Source organism: Stutzerimonas stutzeri, assembly GCF_024448955.1.
Lineage (GTDB): Bacteria > Pseudomonadota > Gammaproteobacteria > Pseudomonadales > Pseudomonadaceae > Stutzerimonas > Stutzerimonas stutzeri_AQ.
Window position 1 is genome coordinate 106,858 of sequence record NZ_JAMOIH010000013.1, and the last position, 19,387, is coordinate 126,244.

Annotated in this window: 18 protein-coding genes; 10 read left to right on the top strand and 8 right to left on the bottom strand. The window is 58.1% G+C overall.

Features of this window, described 5'->3' with window-relative positions:
- Positions 1–12 precede the first annotated feature (12 nt).
- Positions 13–294 carry a DUF2782 domain-containing protein gene (locus NA645_RS14860; protein ID WP_256049539.1) on the bottom strand — a complete coding sequence of 94 codons (282 nt, stop codon included), beginning with the start codon at positions 292–294 and terminating at the stop codon, positions 13–15.
- 74 nt (positions 295–368) lie between these two features.
- Between NA645_RS14860 and polA the strand changes: the two genes are divergently transcribed.
- The 8 genes from polA to NA645_RS14900 all read left to right on the top strand — a co-directional run bounded on the left by polA (position 369) and on the right by NA645_RS14900 (position 13,063).
- Positions 369–3,107 carry a DNA polymerase I gene (gene polA, locus NA645_RS14865; RefSeq protein WP_256049540.1) on the top strand — a complete coding sequence of 913 codons (2,739 nt, stop codon included), beginning with the start codon at positions 369–371 and terminating at the stop codon, positions 3,105–3,107.
- A gap of 626 nt (positions 3,108–3,733) precedes the next feature.
- Positions 3,734–4,705 (top strand): TRAP transporter substrate-binding protein, encoded by a 972-nt coding sequence (locus NA645_RS14870; protein ID WP_256049541.1) that lies wholly within the window; start codon positions 3,734–3,736, stop codon positions 4,703–4,705.
- A gap of 85 nt (positions 4,706–4,790) precedes the next feature.
- A complete protein-coding gene (locus NA645_RS14875) occupies positions 4,791–5,315 on the top strand; it encodes a TRAP transporter small permease (protein WP_256049542.1) in 525 nt (174 codons plus the stop codon).
- A 52-nt stretch (positions 5,316–5,367) separates the two neighbouring features.
- Complete coding sequence (locus tag NA645_RS14880) at positions 5,368–6,654, top strand: TRAP transporter large permease (RefSeq protein WP_256049543.1); 1,287 nt, start codon at positions 5,368–5,370, stop codon at positions 6,652–6,654.
- Positions 6,655–6,720: 66 nt separating this feature from the next.
- Complete coding sequence (locus tag NA645_RS14885) at positions 6,721–7,512, top strand: enoyl-CoA hydratase/isomerase family protein (RefSeq protein ID WP_256049544.1); 792 nt, start codon at positions 6,721–6,723, stop codon at positions 7,510–7,512.
- Between the two features lie 33 nt (positions 7,513–7,545).
- Positions 7,546–8,733, top strand: a complete 1,188-nt coding sequence (locus tag NA645_RS14890) for a CaiB/BaiF CoA transferase family protein (RefSeq protein WP_256049545.1) — start codon at positions 7,546–7,548, stop codon at positions 8,731–8,733.
- A 10-nt stretch (positions 8,734–8,743) separates the two neighbouring features.
- On the top strand, positions 8,744–10,024 hold the full coding sequence (locus NA645_RS14895) for a pyridoxal-phosphate-dependent aminotransferase family protein (protein ID WP_256049546.1): 1,281 nt from the start codon (positions 8,744–8,746) through the stop codon (positions 10,022–10,024).
- Positions 10,025–10,060: 36 nt separating this feature from the next.
- Positions 10,061–13,063, top strand: a complete 3,003-nt coding sequence (locus NA645_RS14900) for an FAD-binding and (Fe-S)-binding domain-containing protein (protein WP_256049547.1) — start codon at positions 10,061–10,063, stop codon at positions 13,061–13,063.
- Positions 13,064–13,219: 156 nt separating this feature from the next.
- Here the strand turns inward: NA645_RS14900 and NA645_RS14905 are convergent, their stop codons facing one another.
- A complete protein-coding gene (locus tag NA645_RS14905) occupies positions 13,220–13,870 on the bottom strand; it encodes a GntR family transcriptional regulator (protein WP_256049548.1) in 651 nt (216 codons plus the stop codon).
- Between the two features lie 324 nt (positions 13,871–14,194).
- Between NA645_RS14905 and NA645_RS14910 the strand changes: the two genes are divergently transcribed.
- Positions 14,195–14,656: a GlcG/HbpS family heme-binding protein gene (locus tag NA645_RS14910; RefSeq protein ID WP_256049549.1), complete on the top strand. Its 462-nt coding sequence runs from the start codon at positions 14,195–14,197 to the stop codon at positions 14,654–14,656.
- A gap of 129 nt (positions 14,657–14,785) precedes the next feature.
- Here NA645_RS14910 and NA645_RS14915 read toward each other — a convergent pair whose 3' ends face one another.
- The 6 genes from NA645_RS14915 to NA645_RS14940 form a co-directional block, all read right to left on the bottom strand.
- Positions 14,786–16,744, bottom strand: a complete 1,959-nt coding sequence (locus NA645_RS14915; RefSeq protein ID WP_256049550.1) for a DUF4105 domain-containing protein — start codon at positions 16,742–16,744, stop codon at positions 14,786–14,788.
- Positions 16,741–17,061: a DUF2388 domain-containing protein gene (locus NA645_RS14920; RefSeq protein ID WP_256049551.1), complete on the bottom strand. Its 321-nt coding sequence runs from the start codon at positions 17,059–17,061 to the stop codon at positions 16,741–16,743. Before NA645_RS14920 ends, NA645_RS14915 begins: the two co-directional genes overlap by 4 nt.
- Before the next feature lie 25 nt (positions 17,062–17,086).
- Complete coding sequence (locus NA645_RS14925) at positions 17,087–17,380, bottom strand: DUF2388 domain-containing protein (RefSeq protein ID WP_256049552.1); 294 nt, start codon at positions 17,378–17,380, stop codon at positions 17,087–17,089.
- 86 nt (positions 17,381–17,466) lie between these two features.
- Positions 17,467–17,784 carry a DUF2388 domain-containing protein gene (locus NA645_RS14930; protein ID WP_256049553.1) on the bottom strand — a complete coding sequence of 106 codons (318 nt, stop codon included), beginning with the start codon at positions 17,782–17,784 and terminating at the stop codon, positions 17,467–17,469.
- A gap of 88 nt (positions 17,785–17,872) precedes the next feature.
- Complete coding sequence (locus tag NA645_RS14935; protein ID WP_256049554.1) at positions 17,873–18,073, bottom strand: DUF1127 domain-containing protein; 201 nt, start codon at positions 18,071–18,073, stop codon at positions 17,873–17,875.
- A 181-nt stretch (positions 18,074–18,254) separates the two neighbouring features.
- On the bottom strand, positions 18,255–18,569 hold the full coding sequence (locus tag NA645_RS14940; RefSeq protein ID WP_256049555.1) for a putative quinol monooxygenase: 315 nt from the start codon (positions 18,567–18,569) through the stop codon (positions 18,255–18,257).
- 168 nt (positions 18,570–18,737) lie between these two features.
- On the opposite strand from NA645_RS14940, the gene NA645_RS14945 reads away from it, so the two are divergent.
- Entirely contained in the window at positions 18,738–19,322 is a 585-nt protein-coding gene (locus tag NA645_RS14945) for an NAD(P)H-dependent oxidoreductase (protein ID WP_256049556.1), read from the top strand.
- Positions 19,323–19,387 lie beyond the last annotated feature (65 nt).

Sequence of the window (19,387 nt, forward strand, 5' to 3'; positions counted from 1 at the left end):
GACGTCGCCGCGTTACCAGCTGAAGATTTCCCAGGCTGGGATCAGCATGTCCGGGCGGTCGGCCCGGATGAAGTTGCTGTCGCCATCGGCGCGCACCAGAAAGTAGGGTTTGCCGGACTTGGGGGTGATCTTCACAGCATAGAGGAAGCCGTTTACCCGGTACTCCTCGATGGTCCGCTCGCCTTCCTGGCGAATGGTCACGTCGGGCTCGCCCTCGACCGACTCCTGGGCAAAGCCGGTCAGCGGCACGAGCACCAGGAGGCTGGCCAGCATCAGAGGTTTGAGCGTACGCATGATAACCTTGCCCTTTGTCGTCAAGTGGTCCCTGCATTCTAGCCCCGGACCCGCCGAAAAGGTTGATCCCGCTCATGAGTCAAACGCCCCTGGTTCTGGTGGACGGTTCGTCCTACCTCTATCGTGCTTTCCACGCCCTGCCGCCGCTGACCACCTCCACCGGCAAGCCGACCGGCGCGGTGAAGGGCGTGTTGAACATGCTGCTGTCGCTGCGCCGACAGTATCCGGACAGCCCCTTCGCGGTGGTTTTCGATGCCAAGGGACCGACCTTCCGCGACACGCTGTTCGCTGAATACAAATCCCATCGCCCACCGATGCCGGACGATCTGCGTGGCCAGGTCGAGCCGCTGCACGCCAGCGTTCGCGCCCTCGGCATGCCGCTGTTGTGCGTGGACGGAGTCGAGGCCGACGACGTGATCGGCACCCTGGCGCGCCAGTGCGCGGCGCTGGGTCGCGACGTGATCATTTCCACCGGTGACAAGGACATGGCGCAGCTGGTCTGCCCGCACGTGACGCTGGTCAATACCATGACCGGCAGCGTCTACGACATCGAGGGCGTCAGGACCAAGTTCGGCGTCGGCCCTGAGCTGATCATCGATTTCCTCGCGCTGATGGGCGACAAGGTCGACAACATTCCCGGCGTGCCGGGTGTCGGCGAGAAGACCGCCTGCGGCCTGCTCAACGGCATTCCCGGCGGCCTCAAGGGACTCTACCAGAACCTCGACAAGGTCTGCGACCTGCCGATCCGCGGCGCCAAGTCGCTGGCTGTCAAACTCGAGGAGCACCGCGACGCGGCGTTCATGTCCTACGAGCTAGCGACCATCAAGATCGACGTACCGCTGGATGTCCAAGTGGGTGACCTGATGCCCGGCGAGCCGCATCGCGAAGCGCTGATCGCGCTCTACCGCGAGCTGGAATTCAAGCAATGGCTGGACGAGCTGCTGCGCGAGGCCAAGGCGGCGAACTGCGAAGTCACGCCCGAGGATTGCTCGATCCAGGCCGAGGCCGAGTACGACACCCTTCTCGAGCAGGCCGAATTCGACGCCTGGCTGGCACGCCTACAGACCGCCGACTGCTTCGCCTTCGACACCGAGACCACCAGCATCGACGCCCAGAAGGCGCAGCTGGTGGGCGTTTCCTTCGCGATCGAAACCGGCAAGGCCGCCTACGTGCCGCTGTGCCATTCCTATATGGGCGTACCGCAGCAACTGGATCGAGACGCGGTGCTCGCCGCACTCAAGCCGCTGCTTGAAGATCCGGCCAAACGCAAAATTTGCCAGCACGGCAAATACGACATGAACGTGCTGATGCGCTACGGCATAGAAATGCGCGGCATGACCTGCGACACCATGCTCGAATCCTACGTGCTTGACGCCACCGCCACGCGCCACGATATGGACAGCCTGGCGTTGAAATATCTCGGTCGCGGCACCATCCGTTTCGAGGACATCGCCGGCAAGGGCGCCAAGCAGCTGACGTTTGATCAGATCGCCATCGAGCAGGCCGGGCCCTACGCGGCCGAAGACGCCGACGTCACGCTGCGGCTGCACCAGACATTGATGAGCAAGCTCGAAGCCACGCCGTCGCTGCTCAAAGTGCTGAGCGAGATCGAAATGCCACTGGTGCCGGTGCTGGCGCGCATCGAGCGCAACGGCGCGTTGGTCGACGCCAACCTGCTCGGCCTGCAGAGCGTCGAGCTGGGCGAAAAGCTGGTCGCCCTGGAACGCGAGGCCTATGACATCGCTGGCGAAGAATTCAACCTCGGTTCGCCCAAGCAGCTGTGCGCCATCCTTTATGAAAAGCTCGGCTGCCCGGTGCTGTCGAAAACCGCCGGCGGCCAGCCCTCGACGGCCGAAAGCGTGCTCGCCGAACTGGCCGAGCGCGACTATCCGCTGCCCCAGGTGATCATGCAGCACCGCTCCCTGAGTAAGCTCAAGGGCACCTACACTGACAAGCTGCCGCAACAGATCAACCCGCGCACCGGACGCATCCACACCAGCTATCACCAGGCGGTTACAGCGACCGGGCGCTTGTCCTCCAGTGACCCGAACCTGCAGAACATTCCGATCCGCACCGCCGAGGGCCGCCGCATCCGCCAGGCCTTCGTGGCTGCGCCGGGCTACAAGTTGCTGGCGGCGGATTATTCACAGATCGAGCTGCGCATCATGGCCCACCTGGCTCAGGACGCCGGCCTGCTGCACGCTTTCCAGAACGACCTGGACGTGCACCGCGCCACCGCCGCCGAGGTCTTCGGCGTACCGCTGGATGAGGTGAGCAACGACCAGCGCCGCAGCGCCAAGGCGATCAACTTCGGCCTGATCTACGGCATGAGCGCTTTCGGCCTGGCCAAGCAGATCGATGTCGCGCGCGGCGAAGCGCAGGCCTATATCGACCGCTACTTCGCCCGTTACCCCGGCGTGCTGGCGTATATGGAACGCACCCGTACTCAGGCCGCCGAGCAGGGCTATGTGGAAACCCTGTTCGGTCGCCGGCTGTATCTGCCCGAGATCAACTCGAAGAACGGCGCCATGCGCAAGGGCGCCGAACGCACCGCCATTAACGCGCCGATGCAGGGCACCGCGGCGGACATCATCAAGCGCGCCATGATCGCCGTGGACAACTGGCTGCAGGACAGTGGGCTGGATGCCCGGGTGATCCTGCAGGTGCACGACGAACTGGTGCTGGAAGTCCGTGATGATTTGGTCGAGCAGGTACGTGCGGCCATTTGCCCGCTAATGAGCCAGGCCGCCGAGCTGGACGTGCCGCTGTTGGTGGAAGCGGGCGTGGGCGACAACTGGGACGAGGCGCATTGAGGCGAGCGTAGTCGAAGCGAAACGAAATTATTTTCATGACTCATTGAACTTTTGACGCAAAAGGCGAGTCATAGGCTTCGGAGGGTGTCAAAACCCTTCGATGCTCCTTGTTGTGTTAAGTGTTGGCAGATCATCTGGACCTCGCCCTAGCGGTCCGGATTTGGAACCTCGAACTTCCCCCTCCCCCAACGAAGTTCGAGGTTTTTTTTCGCCTGGACAAAACTCCGGCCCAGACGAGTCTTCGCGCTCGTCCGGCTGTGCTTTGACAGACCCGACGAACCGCATTTCAACGTCCCTTCTTAGCGGCGAACACCTGTGTTGGCTGCAGATATCCCTGCGCGAACCGCTAATCGCTAGCCATCGCAGCGCCTGATTAGGTGCTGAAAAAGCAAAATGAAATTTATGGAAAAGCCATTTGCTAGGCTGCGAATCTTAGACTAACGTCCAAAGTGAATTATGAATTCATTTTGATCAGTCAGCTGCGCGGCCCGGCAAATGCGTGAGTTCTACTCGTCACTCTTCCCGTTCTATTGCTGCAAAGAACAGCGACGAACTGACCGAACGGGAAAGAAATTGGGCTTTGCGGCGTTGGGTACCAACAAAAATAACAATCAGTGGAGATCCATATGAAAGGCTCAAAGAAAGCGCTTCTTGCATCAGTACTGGCCCTCGGCGTTTCGGTAGCACAGGCTGCTGATACCCAAATCAAATTTGGTCATGTGGGCGGGCCAGGCTCCCTATTTGAGATAACAGCTAACGAATTCGCTCGGATCGCTAATGAAAAACTGGATGGGTATGAGGTTGTGCCTTACGGCTCCAGTCAGCTCGGTAGTGATTCGCAAATGCTAAACAAGCTCAAGTTAGGCACGCTTGATCTGGCGTTGCCCTCCACGGTCATGAGCAGCGTCAGCCCCGAGTTCTCGCTGTTCGAAATGCCGTACCTGATCAAGGATCGGGAACACATGAAGAAGGTTCGCGACGAAGTAGTGCGCGATGTCATGTACAAAGCGGCGGAAAAAAGAAACCTGAATATCATTGCCGTGTGGGAGAACGGCAGCCGGCAGATCACCAATAACAGCCGTCCGATCGTAGTACCCAAAGATCTCGAAGGGCTAAAGCTAAGGACGCCGAACGGGATCTGGCGCGTTGAAATGTTCAAGGGCTACGGCGCTAACCCCGCGCCCATGGCGCTCTCCGAAGCCTTCGTTGCATTGCAGACCGGCGCGATGGATGGCCAGGAAAACCCGCTCGTCCAGATTTACTCGCAGCGTTTCCATGAGGTTCAACGTTTTCTTTCCTTGTCCAACCATGTCTACACCCCGGCGTTTGTGGTGGCAGGCGCCAGCTGGAAGCGTTTGCCGGAAGAGGTGAGAACAGTGCTGTCGGATGCAGCGATGGAAGTTGAAGACTTTGCTCTAAAACAAGGCGAGGAGCTTGATAACAGCCTTGTCGAAAAGATGAAAGAGGCTGGCATGGAGATCAACGAGGTTGACCAGCAAGCGTTCATTGACGGCTCGGATGCAATTTATGCGAAGTTTTCCGAGGAAGTTGATGGCGGCAAAGAAATGCTGGAAAAAGTAAGGCAGCTCCGCGACTGATAGGTGATATCTCCGTTGTGCATGACTTGCTCATCCCGCAAGTCATGCACGGAACAATTGAGGGTCGATTTATCAGGAGGAACTGATGAGCTCATTTAAAAAAGGTTACTTCAAGCTTCTTGAAGTCATCGTTGTAATCAACATCATCGCGCTGGCAGCGGTTGTTACAATCGGATTTGTTTCACGCCTGGTCGGTTCGCCCTTTAGCTGGTACGACGAAGTCGCATCCGTAGGATTGGCCTGGCTGACCTACTACGGAGCCGCACTGGCTGCGGCAAAGGGCGCCCACATAGGCTGCCCAAGTGTCATTAATTACTTCTCCCCAAAGGTACGGCTGCCGATTGCACTTATCGCAGAGGCGATCACGATCGGTTTCTTCGTACTGCTCGCATATACCGGCATGCAGGTAGTGACCATTCTCGAAGGCTCAACGCTGGTCAGCCTGACCAATGTTTCGCTGCAGGTTACGCAATCTGTCATTCCGATCGGAGCGGTCATGTTCATCGTTGCCGAGTTATTGCGGATGCCCGAAGTCATTGCGAGCGCCAAAGGCGCTGGGTTCGTCGACCATGAACTGGAAGAGCTAGAGGTTGAGCTCGCGAAAAGCTGAGTTCCGAACGATCCCATCGAGCCGCAGAACTGCGCGCTCAGGAGAATAATAAATGACCATTCTTTACATGTTCCTTGGCCTTGTTCTGCTCATTCTAATCAATGTGCCTGTCGCCATAGCACTCGGCCTCATTGGCGCGGCTGCGACTTTCGCCACTTATGGTGTCTCGGCACTTCCCAACATAGGCATGGTGATGTTCGACGGGGCGACCAGCTTCCCGCTGATTGCGATTCCGTTGTTCATCCTGGCCGGTGCCATCATGAATGCTTCAAGTATTTCACGGCGCCTCATTGATCTCGCATCAGCGATGCTGGGGTTCATAAAAGGTGGGCTGTCGATGGTGACCATTGGCGCTTCTATCTTTTTCGCGGAAATTTCCGGCTCTGCGGTAGCAGGCGTTTCGGCCATTGGTAGCATCATGATTCCGGCGATGAAGAAAAAAGGGTACTCCAAAGAGTATTCGGCGGCTCTTTCATCCTCTGCCGCCAGTCTGGCGATCATCCTGCCACCTTCGATCCCCATGATTCTTTATGCGGTTATGTCTGGGGAGTCAGTGGTCAAGATGTTTGTTGCCGGCATTTTTCCAGGGATTCTCGGGGCCTTGGGTTTAGCCGCCATGTGCTACTACTTGGCTAAAAAGAACAACTTTCCATCGGAAGGAAAGTTCCGGGCAGGAAAACTCTGGGAAGCATTCAAAGGCTCCATCTGGGCCTTGTCGATTCCGGTAATTATTCTTGGAGGGATTTTCGGTGGCATTGTAACCGCGACAGAGGGTGCCGCACTGGCGGTCGTTGTTGCCATTTTCATCAGTGCTTTCGTATACCGGGAGTTCACCTTCAAAACTTTCTACAAGGCATGCCTTGATGCAGGTATACAAACTGCAGTGGTCATGCTCCTTGTTGCAAGTTCGGCCGTAGTTGGCCTCTATTTGACCGAGACGCAGCTTCCACAGCAGTTGGCCACCTCGATCAGCGAATGGACTAGCAACAAGTATGTAATCCTGGCTTTGTTGAACGTGATCTTCCTGATACTTGGGGTCTTTCTGCACTCTGCCGCTGCGATAATTCTGGTTGTGCCGATTGTATTGCCGCTGATTCTTGCGGTTGGCATCGACCCCATTCACTTCGGTTTGATCGTCACGCTTAATTTGGCAATCGGGCAACAAACACCGCCGGTAGCCAGCGTTCTGATCGCTTCCTGCTCAATAGCCAAGTCGGATATTTGGGCAACCAGCCGAACCAACCTATGGTTCCTCGGCGTGCTCTTCGCAATCCTGATCATGAACACTTACATCCCGGCCGTTGCGATGTCACTGGTCAACTTTGTGTATGGCAGTTGATAGACGCTGATGTTCAAGCCTTCTGCTGCCACTAACTGGCGGCAACAAATCGAAGGAATGAGTGTGATGAGTGATCAGAACCAGGGCACCGTTGAATGCCATATCAAGCAGGGCGTGGCTTGGGTCGGATTCAATCGACCCGAAAGCCGCAATGCCATGACCTGGCATATGTACGAATCGCTGGCAGATATATGCCAACAAGTAGATGCCGACCCGGCGGTGAATGCGGTGATATTCCATGGCTGCGGGGGCGATGCCTTTGTCGCAGGTACGGATATCAAGCAGTTCACCGGTTTCGATGGCGAGCAGGGTGTTGCATATGAGCGCCGTATCGATAGTGCCATCGCCGGCCTGGAAACCATGCGCAAACCTACCATTGCCTTGCTCGAAGGGTTCTGTGTCGGTGGCGGCGCGGCCATTGCCTTGGCGTGTGATTTTCGCTACTGCACGCCGTCATTGAAGTTCGGTGTTCCTATCGCCAGGACGCTGGGCAACTGCCTGTCCGTGACTAATGTTTCACGCTTGATGGACTTGATAGGCGTCGCGCGCACCAAGGAAGTGCTCATGGCCGCGAAGTTCATCGAGGCACCCGAAGCAGCCTTGATCGGTTTGGTTAGCGAAATCTTCGACGCAGACGCTATCAGGCAGGAAGTCGGCAACCGAGCGCAGGCGTTCGCCAGTCGAGCTCCGCTGACGGTGCAAGCATCGAAAGAGGTCATCAATCGCGTGCTTGCACATCGACGTGCGGCCGCGGATGCCAGTGACGACTGGGTGCGGGCCTGTTACGGCAGCCAAGATTTCAAGGCAGCGGTCGGCAAGTTCGTTCACAAGACATCCTTTGAATGGACCGGGCGATAGCCTTCCGATCAATTTCCGGCAGTGAGGAATTCCATGCTCCCGTTGAACAATATAAAAATACTCGATGTATCCCAGATCATGGCCGGGCCTTACTGCACCATGGTTTTGGGAGACATGGGCGCAGAAGTCATCAAGGTCGAGAAGGCCAACGGCGGCGATGACAGCCGGCAAATGGGCCCGTACGTTAATGACGAATCCACCTGTTTCTCCCAGATCAACCGGAACAAGAAGAGCATTTCGCTGAACTTGAAGGATCAGCGCGCCAAGGACGTGTTTTACCGACTGGCCAGTGAGGCCGATGTAATCGTGGAGAACTATCGCCCCGGCGTGACTCAGTCTCTGCAAATCGATTACGAGACCATCAAAAAGCTCAATCCGGGCATCATTTACTGCTCCATTTCAGGCTATGGACAGACCGGCCCGTACAGCAACAAGGGTGGTTTCGATCTGGTTGCGCAGGGCATGAGCGGCCTCATGTCGATGACTGGCGAGCCGGGTCGACGCCCTGTGAAAACGGGTATTGCGGTATACGACATAGGCGCGGGGATCACTGCGGTCTATTCCATTCTCGCGGCGTACATCCACAAGATGAACACGGGGGAAGGGCAACACATCGATATCGCCATCACCGAATGCGGTTTGCCGTGGTTCAGCTGGGAGGCAGCCGCCTATTTCTCGGAGGGGAGGGTGCCGGAGCCAACAGGGTGGCGGCACCGAGTCTCCGCGCCTTATCAGGCATTCAAGACCCAAGACGGCTTTTTGATGCTCGGTTGTGCCAACCAGCGGACCTGGGAGCGCTTTTGCCTCGATGTCATAGCACGCCCCGATCTGATCGATGATCCGCGCTTTGCAACGAACAGTGACCGCGGGCGCAATGTTGAAGTGCTCGAAGCCGTTATCGAAGACATCCTGACCCAACAGGACATGAACCACTGGCTTGAGCTTTGCGACGTGGCTGGCGTCCCGGCAGGCCCGATCAACAACTTCGCCCAAGCCATGGAAGACGAACATTTTCTCGCCCGCGGCATGGTTCAGGAGGTCGATCATCCGTTGATCGGCAAAATGAAAACGATTGGTTTCCCGGCCAAGTTTTCCCGCACGCCTCTGCAGATTCGTCGGCCGGCACCGCTTTTTGCCCAGCATACAGACGAGATCCTTCGCGGCATTGGTATCAGCGAGGAGGAAGTGGGCCGATTAAGGGGGGAGGGTTGCATCAGGTAAGCGGGATTTTTTGCTAATCGACGATGAATTCAAAACGCAAAATACAAAAATAACCAATAGCGAAAGACTACGGAGATATTCCATGTTGAAGCTCGATTTTCATTTATCTGGCCGCCATTTCCTCCAAATTCCGGGGCCATCTCCTGTGCCGGATCGCATCCTGCGGGCCATGAGCCTACCCACGATCGACCACCGCGGACCGGAGTTTGGCGCGCTGGGTCTGGAGGTGCTGGGTAAGATCCAGAAGATCTTCAAGACTGTGCATCCCGTTGTCATCTACCCCGCATCAGGCACGGGCGCTTGGGAAGCGGCGCTGACCAATACGCTGTCACCCGGTGACAAGGTGCTGATGTTCGAAACCGGCCACTTCGCCACGCTGTGGGAGAAGATGGCACGCCGTTTAGGGGTTGAACCTGAGTTTCTTGGTTTGCCAGGCTACGAAGGCTGGCGCGCCGGCGTGCAGGCGGACATGATCGAACGCCGCCTGAAGGAAGATGCCGAGCACAGCATCAAAGCGGTATGTGTCGTTCACAACGAGACCTCCACTGGCGTGACCAGCGATATCGCCGCGGTACGGCGGGCCATGGATGCGGCGGGGCATCCGGCACTCTTGATGGTGGATACCATTTCAGGACTGGCCTGTGCCGATTATCAGCACGACGCTTGGGGTGTCGACGTCACGATTTCCGGGTCGCAGAAAGGCCTGATGCTACCGCCAGGCATCAGCTTTAACGCGCTGTCAGATAAGGCGCTTCAAGCCAGCCGTACCTCCCAATTGCCAAAAAGCTTCTGGGCCTGGGACGAAATCGTCGAGGCCAACAAAACTGGCTACTGGCCGTACACACCCAATACCAATCTGCTTTATGGCTTGAACGAAGCGCTGGACATGATCCTCGGGGAAGGCCTGGATAACGTATTTCTCCGTCATCAGCGCTGGGGGGCGGGAGTGCGCACCGCTGTCGAAGCCTGGGGATTGGAAGTGCAATGCCTGGACCCTGCCGTCCACTCACCGGTCCTGACCGGCGTCGTGATGCCAGAAGGTGTAGATGCCGATGCGATTCGCCGGCTGGTTTACGAGCGTTTCGATCTCTCCTTAGGCATGGGGCTCGGCAAGGCCAAGGGAAAGATGTTCCGTATCGGTCACTTGGGTGATTGCAATGACCTGACTCTAATCGCAGCTCTCGGTGGCTGCGAGGCGGGAATGAAGTTATCCGGCGTTGAGTTGAAGGGAAGTGGAGTGCTAGCGGCGCTGGATTATTTTGCCGCTAATCCGCTGCGGACCGCCAACTGACGCCGTTGCAGCTCTGATGGGAACCAGGAGTTCACGATGACTTCGTTGATCGAACAAAAATTACAAGCGCGCAAGGCGCACGTAGGCCTCGTCTCTGACCTTGCAGCACGCCTGCAGCGCGAGATGGCTGGCGATGTGTTTTTCGATAACGCATCCCGTGGGCGCTATTCGACAGACGCATCCATTTACCAGGTCATGCCGATTGGCGTGGTCATCCCACGCCATCAACAGGATCTTCAAATCGCGCTGGATATCGCCCGCGACGCGAAGGTTCCGGTACTGGCACGGGGAGGCGGGACCAGCCAGTGCGGGCAAACAGTGGGCGAGGCCATTGTTCTGGATACCAGCCGATGGTTGAACCAGGTCGTCGAGTTCGACAAGGAACAGATGACCGTCGTGGTTGAGCCCGGGCTGGTTCTGGACGATTTGAATCGGTGGCTGAAGCCTCATGGGCTCTGGTTCCCGGTCGATGTCTCAACTGCCGCCCAATGCACCATTGGCGGTATGGCCGGTAACAATTCCTGCGGATCGCGATCGATCCGCTACGGCAACATGGTGCATAACGTCCTTGGCATCGATGCGTTGCTGGCGGATGGCTCACAAGGCCATTTCGGCTATATCCATGAGCTGTCGGGCAGCGAAAGGGTGCGCAACATTGCTCAGCAGGTGCAGCAGATCGCCAGCCGCGAAGATGCCAATATTCGTGAGCACTTTCCCAAAGTGTTGCGTCGTGTGGGCGGCTATAACCTGGACATTTTCAACTGCCAGAACCAGCTGCCTTACGACCGCAACGGTCAGATCAACCTGGCGCATCTGTTGATTGGCTCCGAAGGGACCCTGGCGCTGACTCAACGCATCAAGCTCAAGCTGGCGCCGTTGCCGAAGCAGAAAGTACTGGGAGTGGTGAACTTCCCGACGTTCTATCAGGCGATGGACATGACCCAGCACATCGTCAAGCTGGAGCCTACGGCTGTCGAGCTGGTTGATCGAACCATGATCGATCTGTCACTAGAGAACCCGGCGTTCCGTCCGGTCATTGAAAAGGCGCTGATCGGTGCGCCCGCGGCAATACTGCTCGTCGAGTTCGCCGGCGATGACATCCAGATGCTGCGCCAGCAACTCGCCAGCCTGAATGAGTTGATGGGCGACCTGGGCCTGCCGGGCGGTGTGGTGGACATGGTCGATGGCCCCGAACAGACAGCATTGTGGAATGTCCGCAAGGCGGGGCTGAATATCATGATGAGCATGAAGGGCGACGGCAAACCGGTGTCCTTCATCGAAGACTGCGCCATCCCGCTCGACGGCCTCGCCGAGTACACCGACAAACTGACGCAGGTTTTCCATAAATATGGCACTGAAGGCACCTGGTATGCCCACGCCAGTGTCGGCACGCTGCACGTGCGGCCAATCCTGGACATGCGGCGTGACGGCGGCGCAAAAATGCGTGCCATTGCCGAAGAAGCCTCGGCGCTGGTCAGGGAATACAAGGGCGCATTTTCCGGCGAACATGGCGACGGTATTTGCCGGGGCGAGTGGGTGGCGTGGCAGTTCGGGCCGCAGATCAACGCCGCGTTCAAGGAAATAAAGCAATTATTCGACCCGGAAAATTTGCTCAATCCCGGGAAGATTGTCGATACGCCCAAGATGGACGATCAAAGCCTGTTCCGTTTCCCCAAGGATTATCAGGCCATTCCGGTGACGCCCATGCTCGACTGGTCGGGCTGGGACGTGCTGCGTGACCCGCTCACCGGAGAACAAAGCGCGCCCGGCACCGGCGGTGATCCGACATCCGGCCTGATCAAGGCCGTGGAGATGTGCAATAACAATGGCCATTGCCGCAAATTCGATGCGGGGACCATGTGCCCGAGCTTTCGCGCTACGCGAAACGAGCAACATCTGACTCGCGGCCGTGCCAACACCTTGCGTCTGGCCTTGTCTGGCCAACTCGGCGCGGAAGGTCTGGCGAGCCAGGACGTGAAGGACGCGCTCGATCTTTGCGTATCGTGCAAAGGCTGCAAGCGCGAATGCCCGACCGGCGTAGACATGGCCAAGATGAAGATCGAAGCCCGCGCGGCCTGGGCGAAGACGCATCCGATGCCACTTCGCGAACGGCTTGTCGCCGAAATGCCACGATATGCGCCTTACGCGGGATATTTCTCCGGTGTCATGGCTGCGGTCGAGGGCTTACCGGCATTGGCTAATTGGGTCAAGAAAAGCCTGGGACTGGCTACCCAGCGGGCATTGCCAAGCTTCCAGCGCAGCTTCCTCGATAGCGCCACAGCATCGAACAGCGCCGCAGGTACAAAAGAAGTGCTGTTGTTCGTCGACACCTTCAATAACTACATGGAACCAGGGAATGCCGAAGCAGCCCGACGCGTACTGAGCGCGGCCGGATATCGTGTGCATTTCAACAAGGCACCCAGCGAGCGGCCGCTTTGCTGTGGTCGTACCTATCTGGCCTCCGGCCAGGTCGACAAGGCCAAGACGGAAGCCAAGCGCACGCTGGATTATCTGATGCCGTTCGTTGAGCGCGGCGTCAGCATCGTTGGCCTGGAGCCATCCTGTCTCTTGACCATGCGCGACGAGTTTCTGCAATACGGTTACGGCGAGCAAGCCAGGGCGTTGTCCCGCGCCTCCTTGCTGTTTGAGGAGTTTCTGGTGCGCGAGCACGATGCCGGGCGTCTGGATCTGAAGCTGAAAGCGCTGAACGCTCCACGGGCAATGCTTCACGGCCATTGCCATCAGAAAGCATTTGACGCGTTGCGTCCGGTAGAAAAAGTCCTGCGCTGGATTCCCGAACTGAAGGTCGAAACCATCGAAACCTCATGTTGCGGAATGGCCGGAAGCTTCGGTTATGAAAGCGAACACTACGAAGCGTCCATGCAAATGGCTGAACTGAAGCTGTTGCCCGCCGTGCGCCAGGCACAAGCCGATGATCTGGTTGTGGCAGACGGCACCAGCTGCCGGCATCAGATTCATGACGGGGCAGGGAAGACGGCATTGCATGTGGCCAAGGTGCTGGAGCAGGCACTGGCCTGAGCCTGACACGGTGATCGAGGGCATCGGGATGGAGCTGTACCGCCACTAAAGCCTGAGGTGCTGCGGGACGGGTAAAGGAAAGACCTTTACCTACCCCAGCGTCTTGTCCGGTTCCATCGCAGCAGCAACATGGCTCGCAGCGAGTTTTCAACAGGTTTAAGCCACGCCCGAAAGATTTTCGGCTTCAAGCTTTTTATTCAAATGTTCCCGAAGAATATCACCGAGTCGTTTACTGTCGCGATCCTGCAAGGCTTTAATCATTTGTTCATGGTCGTTCACTGCCTTCTGCCAAAACTCAGGACTCATCTCTGCAGTAAAACGAAACCGTTTAATCCGTTGGCTCAGGTTGTTATACATTTCTAATAGTACGGCGTTACCTGATGCGGCCAGAATGCGTTCATGAATTTGTCGGTTGGCTTGGAAGTAAGCCTGCAAATCTTGGCGATTAAAATAATCAAGCATCTGCCTGTGAAGTTCGATAATAGCCGATAATTCATCTTCTGTTATACGGCGGCACGCCGCTTCGCCCGCAAGGCCTTCCAATGCGCCCATTACGTCGTAGGTGTGCTGAACATCACTTAAACTGAGGCGGCTTACCCGTGCCCCACGGTTGGGGAGTATTTCTATCAACCCTTCGGAAGTCAGGACCTTCAGGGCCTCACGAAGTGGCGTCCGTGAAATTCCGAATTTGTCGCAAAGCTGTTTTTCAGAGATTTTTTCTCCTGCGGTAAGTACTCCATGCTCAATTAATTCCCGGATTCTGTCGGCCGCTTCCTGGTAAAGGATTCGGTGTTGAATTTTTTCCATAGAGGTCTCGCGAATAGAGTGCGGTTCGTTTGGAATGATATTAAGCGGTAGCCTAGGTTCGTCCCGTTACCATTAATAGTCGCCGTGTTTGAGATAATATTTAACGTTCAAGTTGCCAACTAATGCACAGGCTGCTCAGCGGTGCGCTTAATTAATTTAATAGCAGAAAAATACCAGAATTGCATTAAGAATTCGATCTGAGGCAAGATGATCGGCAGCCAGGCTAGTTGGCGTCCGGCAAAATCCCTGAAGCATTAATCATCACACCGTTCCGGCTCGTTCGGATCCTGCATTAAGTGTTTATCGAAAACTCGGAGGCAGTAAATGGCAGGCAAGGTTTTTCGTTCCAGCGTGAAAATTACCCGAGCCCAGGCTCGACAGATTCTAGACGCAGCATTCACTCAAGCGCGAGCGCAAGACATGGATCCGCTGACAGCGTTTGTCATGGACGGAGGTGGAAACCTGATTGCTGCCGAACGGGAAGATGGCTGCGCGCCGTTGAGACTTCCCGTTGCGCGCGGTAAGGCGTTTGCCGCGCTCGGGAACGGCGCTTCCAGCCGGGCGATAGGCGAGCGAAACGAGCTCCGTCCGGCCTTTCTCGCCTCGGTTGCGGCTGCGTCTGATGGTTCCTTCATACCGGTGCCGGGCGGGGTTCTGATTCTCGACGCGAACGACGAAGTGATCGGCGCTGTCGGTGTAAGCGGCGCTTCCTCGGATGAGGATGAGCAGGTGGCTATCGCCGGTATCGAAGCTGCAGGCTTTAAGGTCGGCCTGGTTCCCAAATAGGGAGCAATGCGAATGCGCCAGCCATTGGCTGCATTCGCATCCGTAAACTAAGTACTGTTCGGTATTACCTAAGTGGATAGCGAAAGGGGGCGATGGACGAAATTCTTTCCCGGACCCGAGCTGCATGCATTAAGGCAACTGCAGCCCGCCGCCGGCCCTATGCAAGCCACGCAGGCGATCGCCGATTTGCGTCAGGTTGGCCTCCACGTCCTCCAACTCGAGCCGACGCTCCTCACTCAGCAGCATGCGGACCTCCGCGTTCAATGTCTCGGTAAGCTGCAGCAGCCGTGCCTGGCGCTGGCTGCTTTCTTGCTCCAGGCGCGCCCATTCGCTGGCCTGCGGTAGCCCGTAGCCGTGGCCATCGAGCAGCTCGGCGGGGCGACTCAGGTAGCCGCTATTAGCGAGGATTCCCTGCAGGGTGTCGTCGGCTTTGGCCAGGCTCTGGTCACCGCGCTCGCGACCGCTCAGGTAGCGATTCTTCAGCTCTTCCTGTGCAAGCAACAGATGCCGGCGCAGCGCGGCTTGCTCCACTAGCAACAGGGCCGCGCTAGCGCGCAGGTCGGCCTGGTCGATCCAGGGGCGGCGTTGCTCGGCGCTTAGCGCGAGCCATTCCTCAACGTTGCTTTGCGGCAGGCCCAGTCGTTCGCGGAGCACCGCGAACATGGCCTGATACCGATCGCGGTAGGAATCGAAGCGATATCCCAGACGCAGCGCCTCGCGAGGGTCGTCGAGCACGCTGGCATCGGCCAGGCCGCGATTGATCAGGAGTTCCAGCAGCCCGCTGGGCAGGATGCTGTCCAACGCGTCGAATTCGGGACGGGCCGTCCCGCTGCGCAGCAGCTTGAGGGTTTCCACGGCGCAGTTATTGGACAGGAAGTAATAGTCGCCGTCATAGCTCCAGTGCATCTCGGCGCTGCGCTCGACCAGCATTTCGATCTCGCGATGTTCCAGCTTCAGCGGGATCGAGGCGAGGCTGCGCAGCTCGACCTTGGTGTATTCGTCGATCACCTGACCCAGCGGCAGGACGAACAGGCGCGATGGGTAAACGCCGGTCAGGCCATCCCAGCTGGACAGCTGCACGTCGCCGACGAAGGCGCGGAAAGACAGCACCAGATGGTGATCGAGATCCAGCCGGCAATCCGGCCCGGGTGGACGGCCCGGCGCGCAGATCACCAGGCGCAGCATGCTGTGTCCCCAGCGGCTGACCCAGGCGTCATTAGCCTCGGCGAACAGATAGTCCACTTCGTAGACGCGTTCCGGATCGAGTTCCACTAACGGTGTGCGGGCGAAATCATGACCGGCGTTGAGGATCGGCAAACCGCTCGCGCATTCATCCGCTTCTGCCGGCTGCCAGCCGAAATGTTCGCGGAAATAGCGATGCAGCGAAGGACGGCGGCAGACGTAGCTGGGGTCCAGCAGGAAGTACTCGAGATTCACCGCGACGAATTCGAGGGGATTGGTCAGCTCATAGAGATCCGGGCTACGAGCGGCCTGGGCATTGCTGACTTCCCGTTCGCCGCGTTGGCCGACGCGCTGGGGCCAGCCAGCAAGGTCGAGCAGGCGCGGGTCGTCGCTGAGGGTGAAACGGCGCTCGGTTTGTCCGCGGCAGGCATCCGGTAATCCCACCAAGCCGAGGCTGGCGGCACGCTGACTACAAAAAGCCAACTGCCGATAGCCATCCGGCGACCAGAGCCGGGCGCGATCGTAGAGATGGGCGATTTCGTGAATCAGCGTGGCCAGCAGCTCGCGGCGCACGGTGCCATGCGGGCGATTGGTGCGCTGCGTGACCGCTGAGCCATCGCTTAGCGCGGGCAGCAAGCGGCGGTTGAGCAGCAACAAATCGCCACCGGCGCTACCGTAGACGTCGTGCGTCAGCCCAGCGTGCCAGCGAACGCGGACGTCGCGGTCGAGGCGTTCGACCATTCGCGGTGGCAGTGCGGCCATGGCTTCGGTCAGTAGCTGCTGGCTAGCCGCCTGTTCGGCTGGTTGCAGGTTGCGGTCATCCAGCGTCAGGCGAAGGTCGGCCTGAGCAAAATTGGCGAGCGCAGTGAGCGCAACGGCAATCGACCATGCGCTAGGTGATTTCACTGGGCGAGGATGAGTTCAGCCAGTGCCTGGTCGCTGGCTTGCCGAGCTTCGGGGAATGCGCTGCGCAGCCCGCCGAATGCTGCCTCCAGACGAGCACCACGAATCTCGCCGCCGCTTGCGACGAAGCCGGCCGCTTCGTCCCGCGCTTCGCTGACAACTTTCATGTCGCTGATGCGGCTGGTCACGTCCGAGGTGAAGTTGATGCTGCGATCCAGCGCGTTGACGAGGATGTTGCTGGTGGCCACCAGGGTCTGCGCCTGGGCACCGCCGACGAACAGGACCAGTGCGAGCGGCACGGCGGTCAGCTTGAAGTTCATAAGGGTTCTCGTAAAACGTAGTGGGTCATTGGACGAGGATTGCCTCGGCCAGTTCAAGGTCGCTTGCAGCCAGCTGCGGGTGGTTTTCACGCAGCCAACGCAGCGCCGATTCCAGCCGCGCTCCGCGGTTCTCGCCATCGCTGGCGACGAACCTCGCGGCTTCGTCTTTGGAGTCGAGGATCAGCTTGTTGTCGAACGGGGCGCTGGTTACCTGGCTGGCGACATAGGTGGAAGCGACACTGCCAGCAAGAAGGCTATCGAAGGCCTGTGCGTTGCCACAAAGGCAACAGCTGACCAATACAAGGTAAAGCGAACGCATGCGGATCCTGATGCCGAAAAATCAGCCGCATAGGCTAGCGAAACGCTAGCCCCAGGGCTAGCGCACGCTTGCTATAAAACTGTACGTCAGAGCGCCAGAATGGCGCTGGCCAGCTGCAGGTCGCTGGCTTCGATGCCCGGTCGCTCACTGCGGATGTGTTTTAGCGCGGCTTCCAGCTGAGCACCACGTGCCTCGCCATTGCTTGCCACGAAACGGGCCGCATCGTCCCGCGCGTCGCGTACCAGCTTGTCGTCGCCCAGGTTCGAGGTGATGTCGGAGGTGCCTTCGACAGTGTTGACCAGCGAGGCGCCGATCGCGTCGATGGTCCCGGTGACGCTGCCGGCGAAGGCCGTTCCCGTGATCAGGCAGGCAGCGGCGGCAACTGACAATAGATATTTGTTCATACACTTCTCCAGAGCTGAGCAACTTCGACCCGTGGCCGGGCGATGCCGTTCAGCTTATGCCGCTAGGCGTCATCAGAGAAGTGTGGCGTCAACGCCAGAACGGCTTACTCAGCTCGTCCATCCGCTCACTGTGACTGATGCCGACGTCGGACAGTTGATGATCGTCCAGCGCCGCCAGTTGGCGCCGGGTGCGCGCGCGTTGCTGCCAGAGCCGCAACAGTTGCAACAATCGGCGTAGCGGTGCCGTGCCGATACGGAGGGTGAGCATGCGGGGCAGTACGCGCTCCATGTGCCTCTCCTTCCCGCCGTTTCGCGGGGATGGGTTATAGGCAAATAGAGTCGCCTGGCGCGCTGTTGCGTAACAGTCACAGGCGTTCTGGATTGTGCCGGTCCAGTTGCAAATGCAAACGAACTGTACGGCTGTTAATCCAGCGGAACTGTTCTTTGCAACGAGACCTGCTTGGCCTGGTTCAGCCCGTAGCGGATGACGGGCTGATCATTTTGATCGGGCGGATCTCGAACTCACGAGTCAGGAAATCCATGCGCTGTTCGTGGAAGCGACGCATGTGAGGCAGCGCACTGTGCGCCTGGAGATGCTCGGGCGATTGCCAGACCTCATAGAAGATGAACAGCGTCGGGTCTTCGCCATCGCGCAGCATGTGGTATTCGATACAGCCGTCTTCGGCCCGGCTCGGGGCAACATAGCTGCGGAAAAGCGCTTCGAATTCGTCGGCTTTGTCCGGTCGCGTGTAGGCGTGGAGGATGAAGGCACAGGTGTCGCTCATGACTTTCTTGGCTCCGTAAGGGCAGTGGCTGGTTGCAAACGCTACCGCATGAGCCGGCCAAGCATTCTTAACTTTCAGTCAATTCGTTTTTGTCTCAAAGGCTCTGTTTCGCGGGGTTAGTAATCGTTAGGCTGCTCGCCATTCGTAACTGATCAGGTCGTCTGTCCGATGAAAAACGTATTGCTGCTCAATGGCGGAAAACAGTTCGCCCACTCCGATGGCCGCTACAACGCGACCCTTCACGAAACCGCGTTGAGCTTTCTCGACCGTGCCGGCTACGACGTCAAGCAAACCCAGATCGATGCCGGCTATGAATTGGCAGAGGAGGTCGCCAAGTACCTCTGGGCGGACGTAGTCATTTATCAAATGCCTGGTTGGTGGATGGGCGCGCCCTGGACAGTGAAGAAGTACCTCGACGAGGTGTTCACCGAGGGCCACGGCAGCCTCTACGCCAACGACGGCCGCACACGCTCCGATGCGTCGCAAAAGTACGGCAGCGGTGGGTTGTTGCAGGGCAAGCAGTACATGATTTCTGCGACCTGGAATGCGCCGCAGCAGGCCTTCGACGATCCGACCGATTTCTTCGAAGGCAAGGGCGTCGATGCCGTGTACTTCCCGTTTCACAAGGCCAACGAGTTCCTGGGCATGACAGGCCTGCCGACTTTCCTTTGCGTCGACGTGATGAAGCGGCCTTCCATCGAAGCGGACATCCAGCGCTACGAGCAGCACCTCGCGACCGTATTCGGGCTCTGACTGCCGCCGCAGCTCAAAAAACAAAACCCCTCGCGGCGAAACCGGGAGGGGTTCTGGTGTTACGG